A 1319-nucleotide genomic window follows, 5' to 3' on the forward strand; every position below is an offset into this window, starting at 1 on the left:
TGTATATAATCAGCGACGCGTTCTCTTACTTCATCGAGGGTTTGGCAATCGATGAAATTAACCTCATCTTTCATATGACCGAAGAAGGATTCCATGGAGGCATTGTCCCAACAATTACCCCTACGTGACATGGATTGCTTTAAGCCTGCTTCAGCAATAAGAAGTCGCGTTTTGGGGTGCGTGTAATGCATCCCCTGATCGGAGTGCAGAATGGCTTCCGGATGCACATTGCCATCCAGTCGTTCCAACAGTTGCATTAACGTTTTCTCGACAAGCGGCAGCTCAAGTGTACCAGCGACGCAATCAGCTAGTATTTGTCTTGTAGCCCCGTCTTTCACACAGGAAAGGTAAGCCCAACCCTTACTATATCGAAGGTAAGTGATGTCAGTGAGGAATACCTTTTCAGGCTCTTTCTGATCGAATTGACGATTAAGCAAATTCGGACAGGTTTGATGCTCGTGCGTAGCCTTTGCCATCTTGCGATATGGATTAGCTTGCCGTACCTCTGCCACTAAACCGGCCTTCCGCATCAGACGTCGAATCTTTTTGTGATTCATCACCACTTGTTCTATCCGCTCTAGACGCATATTTATGGTTAGTGCTCCTGCTTTTCGCTGCTTTGCATCAAAGTGTTGCTTGATAAGATGAATGTCTCGCTCGTCCATCTCAGCACGACGTTGACGGTCTTCAGCGGTAGAAAGCCATCGGTAGTAGCCACTAGGGCTTACTTCTGCAATCTGACACAAATAACGCGTCATACGTTTTAGTCCATATGCTCGAATGGTACGTTCGATAATCTCATAGCGCTCGGAAGGGGTTAGCGTTTCTTTTGTCGCTCGAGCGCTTCGAGCTTTTTTAGCAATTCCATCTCCGCTTCCAATAGCTTAATCTTAGCCTTTGCACGTTTTAATTCTTCCTCTACTGACAATTCACCAACTGGCTTACGTCCTGTGCTGTTCTTGCCTCGTCGTTCCGTAGTAAGCCCTTCTTCACCATACCGATCATACGTGTCACGCCAGCGTTTTAAACAGTGCTTTGGCTTCTTAGAACCGATTGCATCCAGGTCGAAACCAGCTCGGATAAAGATCTCTACCGGCGTCTGTCCCTCCGAGTAAGCTTTCAACGCTGCCAGCTTAAATGCTGATGAGTAGGTTATGGCTAGTTCGGTGACATGTTGAACGTTTGGATTTGTCTCCAATTTCCTCATTTGCTCTTCTGTAAAAATGATCCGTTGCACTTTCCCCAATCCGATCCACTCCTCTTCCCTTGATTAAAACACAAATGACCCGTAAGAGGGTCACTTTTTTAAAAGTGTCCTT

2 protein-coding genes are annotated in these 1319 nt (G+C 46.2%); both read right to left on the reverse strand.

Annotation, left to right across the window (positions count from 1 at the left end):
- Window positions 1-881, reverse strand: an 881-nt coding sequence (locus tag DFQ01_RS30725; protein ID WP_181394758.1) for an IS3 family transposase, incomplete at its 3' end; no start/stop codon positions are given.
- Window positions 818-1237, reverse strand: coding sequence for an HTH domain-containing protein (locus tag DFQ01_RS30730; RefSeq protein WP_342770026.1), 420 nt, complete (start codon window positions 1235-1237; stop codon window positions 818-820). The genes DFQ01_RS30725 and DFQ01_RS30730, both read right to left, overlap by 64 nt.
- Window positions 1238-1319: the final 82 nt, after the last annotated feature.

This window comes from Paenibacillus cellulosilyticus, assembly GCF_003182255.1.
Classification (GTDB): Bacteria; Bacillota; Bacilli; order Paenibacillales; family Paenibacillaceae; genus Paenibacillus_T; species Paenibacillus_T cellulosilyticus.